Source organism: Cecembia lonarensis LW9 (genome assembly GCF_000298295.1).
In the GTDB taxonomy this organism is placed as follows: Bacteria; Bacteroidota; Bacteroidia; order Cytophagales; family Cyclobacteriaceae; genus Cecembia; species Cecembia lonarensis.
Map to the genome: position 1 here is coordinate 1 of NZ_AMGM01000144.1, position 5028 is coordinate 5028.

General features: G+C 43.6%; 2 protein-coding genes. Both read right to left on the bottom strand.

Going from position 1 to position 5028, the window contains the following annotated elements; translation table 11 throughout:
* Positions 1-162: 162 nt before the first annotated feature.
* Positions 163-1824, bottom strand: coding sequence for a SusD/RagB family nutrient-binding outer membrane lipoprotein (locus tag B879_RS20175; RefSeq protein ID WP_009187085.1), 1662 nt, complete (start codon positions 1822-1824; stop codon positions 163-165).
* Positions 1825-1844: 20 nt separating this feature from the next.
* Positions 1845-5028, bottom strand: a 3184-nt coding sequence (locus B879_RS20180; protein ID WP_040401394.1) for a SusC/RagA family TonB-linked outer membrane protein, incomplete at its 5' end; no start/stop codon positions are given.

Consider the following 5028-nt stretch of genomic DNA (forward strand, 5'->3'; position numbering starts at 1 on the left):
CCTCCAGAAATGGTTCTCAGATAGAGACCAGTATTAAAGGTCGCATATGGTACGTTCGGTTCTATAAAGTCCACACAGGCAGAAAAAACCACCATCAGGGACATCATAAATCCAAAACCAATTTTTTTAATATTCATAATTGTGAAATTTAAAGGTTAAAGATTAATAAATACCCCCAGTTGCAAAGCTGCCGTCAGGGTTATTGTCCCAGAAAACCTTCACGCCCAAACCAGATTTTTGAACTGCATTGGTATTGGTCACCATATGGTTATTTGGATATAGCAAAGATCTTGGGAAAGTACCAAAGCTCTCCAATAAACCTGGTTGCATTCTATCTGGCTTACCATTGGTCCTTCTATACAAGTTGTAAGCTTCGTTACCACTTCCAAACAAAGACAACCAATATTCCCTGGCTACCAGGTTCAATCTTCTGTCATTATTGGGAGCATTGGCATACTCATTATTGACATAATCAACGTAGTTATTTACTGAAATGTCATAATCTGCCCTTGATTGCCATCCTGTAACGGCGGCACCATCTAAAGCTTCACCGAAGGACCTAACATAAGCCATGGACTTTCTGATACCGGATTCCATTCTCTCTTGTGCCAAAGCTGCATTATCCTGTACGGTTACAGCAAACTCTGCCAACATGAAATCTACAAACCAATGCATTAAGATCGGCTGTATACCGGCACCGCCACCACCTTGGCCAGGACCAACAGTAACACCGGCATCATTGTCAAATCTACCACCGATCGGATATACCCCGAATTGTGTTCTCAATGGTCCATCCGGTGGAATACCCTCTGCATTCAGGTGATCTCTTCCCCAATATCCTCTGTCATTAGGGATACAGAAAGGCCATCCTCCTGCCAAATAATGCGCCGGAGCAATTTCAGAAATACATCTCAGTTCATCAGGATCAGTTGTAATCGCTGTTCTTTGTCTGTACAGGTAATACCTGACCCTTGGATCATCAAAACCTTTCGCTTCGGTCAAATGCCACATATACCAGGTAGAGTGGTAATCACCACCGCCACCGTTATTGTACTGTCCATACAACGGATGCTGCGCGGCAGGGTCTGTAAAGTTGGTCCCATATCTGAATACAAAATCTTCACCCGGACCTATGAAATTATTTGCCGCTACCAAAGCGTTAATAGCAGAGGTGGCATTAGCCGTATCAACCAATCTCAGGTTCAAATGAATCTTCAATTTCATGGTATTGACAAGCTTAATCCATCTTGCCCAGTTTCCGCCGTAGTACAAATCCTGAGGAGCTCCTGGAGCTGTAGGTGCTGTAAAGTTGGCAGCAGCCTGATCTAAGATTGCCAAAGCAGCAGCATAGACAGAAGCACCAGAATCATAATTAGGGTTAAAAGTAGTAGCTGGATCCAAAGCTTCAGAAAAAGGAATATCTCCAAACCAATCCACCATATTCACCATAACATAGGCTTTAATAACCCTGGCTATTCCCAGATGTCTTTGCAGATTTCTTTCTTCTCCCAATTCCTCTATCAATTTGATATCATTCAAAATGCTAGAGTAGGCAGTAGTCCAAGTACCATTAAAGTTTACCGGTACATAAGCTTGCTCATACAAATTGTTAGGCTGTGACATCATCCTGGTCAATCTCTCCCCACGAAAGGCAGTTCCAGAAAAATGACCTGCAAAGTTTAATTGCACATTATTCAAAACTAAGGTTGGATCTGCTGTATCGGGCGTAACCACGTTAGGGTCAACCAAGAATTCATCCAAATCACAAGCACTTACCACCAATAAACTTAAGGCGATAAATAAGCTATATATTCTTCTTTTCATGTTCATTTCTGTTTAGGTGATTAGAATGTAAGGGTTACAGTACCACCAAATCTCCTAGAGCTAGCTCCGGTAACGAAGTCAAAACCTAATCCATTGCCCACACCGGTACCCAATACATCTGGATCGAAGTTCATGTTAGGCGGGAAGTTCAAGGCCCTGAACCAAAGGTTGGTTCCACTCAAAGCAATGGATGCTCTTGAAAATGGTGTTCTGCTTACAATACTGGCAGGCACGTCATAACCCAAGGAAAGCTCTCTTAATCTTACAACAGAACCATCAAATACGTTAGGTTCATCTGGACCTGTATGGTAAGCGTTGAAGAAATAGTTAGAAGCTGTTACCTGGACATCATTAGGAGTTCCATCCTGCTTCACACCTGGAAGAATAAAGGTCAACTCTCTATCCACAACAGGATCTTTCGTCACACCCCTGGCAAGAGTAGCCGTTACTGTATTAGAGAAAATAACACCTCTGTGTCTGTATTCCATCATTACATTCAGGAACAATCCTTTGTAACGGAAAGTATTGATCCATGATCCAGTCCAAGCCGGGTTAGGATCGCCCAGGACGCCCAATTCAGGATCGGTCTCATAATCACCGTTAGGCAATACGATTGGTTGACCTGATTGCTCATCCCTTCTGATCACCTGACCTTTGATGATGTTGAATGGCTGACCTGGTATAGCAAAGTTACCCAAGTTGGTAAAACCAGCGACAACAATCTCATCAAGACCTTCACCCAACTCCATTGTCACAGCACGATATAACGTGAAGTTCACGATAGACTCCCAGCTGAAACCACTTGGTCTGCTGATAGGCGTTGCAGTAGCCTGGAATTCAATACCTCTGTTTCTGATTCTACCGATGTTGATCGCTGTGTTGGTATAACCTGTAGCAGGGTCAATAGGCGCATTGGTAATCAAATTCCTGGTATTTTTCTGATAAAGGGAAAGATCAAATCTCAGCTTATTGTTGAACATGGTTGATTCCACACCGAATTCAAATTCCTCATGCAACTCGGGCTGCAAGTTGGGGTTACCCAAGGAAGAGGCCAAAGTCTGAGATTGGAACAACACGTTAGCTGTATTCAAGAATGCCCTTGGCGACTGTAGCAATACATTTCTTGTACTGTACGGACTAGGGAAACCTGCAGATGTACCGTAACCAAATCTCAATTTAAGGTCATTCACAGTGGAAGAATTCCAGTTGAAGGCATCTGAAGGCAAGAAAGACACAGAAGCACCTGGGTAAAGGATTCTTCTGTTTTCAGGTTCGACTGTAGAAGTCCAATCATTTCTTGCTGACAAGTTGAAGAATAAGTAATTATCATAATCCAAGGTAACATTGGCATAGATACCTTGTCTTCTTTCCTGAACCAACCTGTTGTAGTTCAAACCATTAAGCGGGTCCCTGGAGGATACCTCTAAGAAATTGCCATGGTTGAAAAGGCCAAATGCCAACTGATCAGACGAAGCCAAACCAGCTCTTTCAAATTCGTCAAAACGCAGGTTAGCACCCAATAAAGCAGTAAAACCAATTTTATCGGTCAAATCAGTCCTATAGTTGAATACCAAATCTTGGTTCCAGATGGTATTTCTCAGAGAAATCGTTCTGTAGAACCCAGAGTTAACCAATGGGGACACCCCTCTACCTGCACCTCTGTTATACTGGGACTCTCTTTGTTCGGTGTATGTATCCAGACCTAAACGGTAGGTTACAGAGAACTTGTCACTGAAATCATAATTGATAGAAGTGGAATTGAAGAACCTGTCCACCACAGAATAATCCAGCATGTTTCTTGACATCCATATCGGGTTAACCTGATCATTACCAGCCCTGTGCATCACAGAACCTCTTGTATCAGGTAGTTCCCAAGGAAGATTCCTCAAATCATGTGATCTTGGAATGTACAAGGTATTTGCAAATATAGAAGGAATACCTCCGGAAGGTCCAGAACCAAAGGCTGCGTTAACTGGTGGTGTAACCAAATCTGTCCTTGCAAAAGTAAAGCTGGAGTTGATGGTCATCTTATCCGTTACCGCAGAGTTGATACCCAAACCAAAGTTGAACTTGTTCATGTCATTCCCAGGCACATAACCTTGCTCATCGGTATAACCGAAGGAAGCATTGAAAGATGTTCTATCAGAACCACCTGAAATCTGAACAGAGGTGTTAGAAACTACCCCAGTACGGAAGAAAACAGAGCTTACATCCTCATAAGCCCTATAATCGTACCTGATAGGTGTTGTAGATGGCGTACCGTCGGCATTAGGAACGAAGAATTCAGGGAATGCATTCCTGATTTCAGGAATAGCTGAAGCGGCAACAGGGTGGTTGATCTGCAAACCAATATCCATTCTGGGACCATAGTTGGAGAAGAACAAACCTGGCTGCTGCTGGAAACCATTACCATATATGTTACCAAAAGTAGGTAGTGAAGCCGCGTTGTTACCAAAGACAGACTGGTTGACGGTCACCTGCGCAGCTTTTCTTTTTCTTGTACCGGATTTGGTAGTGATCAAGATTACACCGTTACGTCCCTGATCACCGTAGAGTACAGTTGCGGAAAGACCCTTCAATACCGAAACGTTTTCAATGTTGTTAGGATCAATATCCAGGAAACGGCTGGAAGTCTGTGCACCACCGGTAGTGAATCCACCTGTTGCATTGGTACCGGAGCTAAATGGTACACCATCTACTACGAATAGCGGCTGGTTAGAGCCGGTAGCAGAGGAATAACCCCTGATGATGATGTTGGTACCGGAACCGGACATACCATTGGTAGCCGTGATGTTTACACCCGCTACTTTACCTTGAAGTACCCTGGACACATCAGCTTCAGGTCTGTTCTGGATAAGCTCATCGCCTACCGTTGAGACCGCGTAACCCAAGGCTTTTCTTTCCTTCTCGATACCGATGGCCGTTACAACCACTTCTCCGAGTGTGGCAGCATCTACCAATAAGGTTACATTGATTACGGATCTATTACCAATGTTCTGCTCTTGGGTTGTTAATCCCACAAAAGAGTAGATCAATGTATTGGATCCGTCAGGTACACTAATAGAGTAATTACCATCCAAATCGGTGGTAGTCCCTATTGTAGTACCTTTGACGAGAACAGATGCGCCTGGTAGACCCAGTCCGTCCTCCTCGGAAATTACCTTTCCGGTAATTACCCGTTGTTGCGCCGACACCTCATACGTG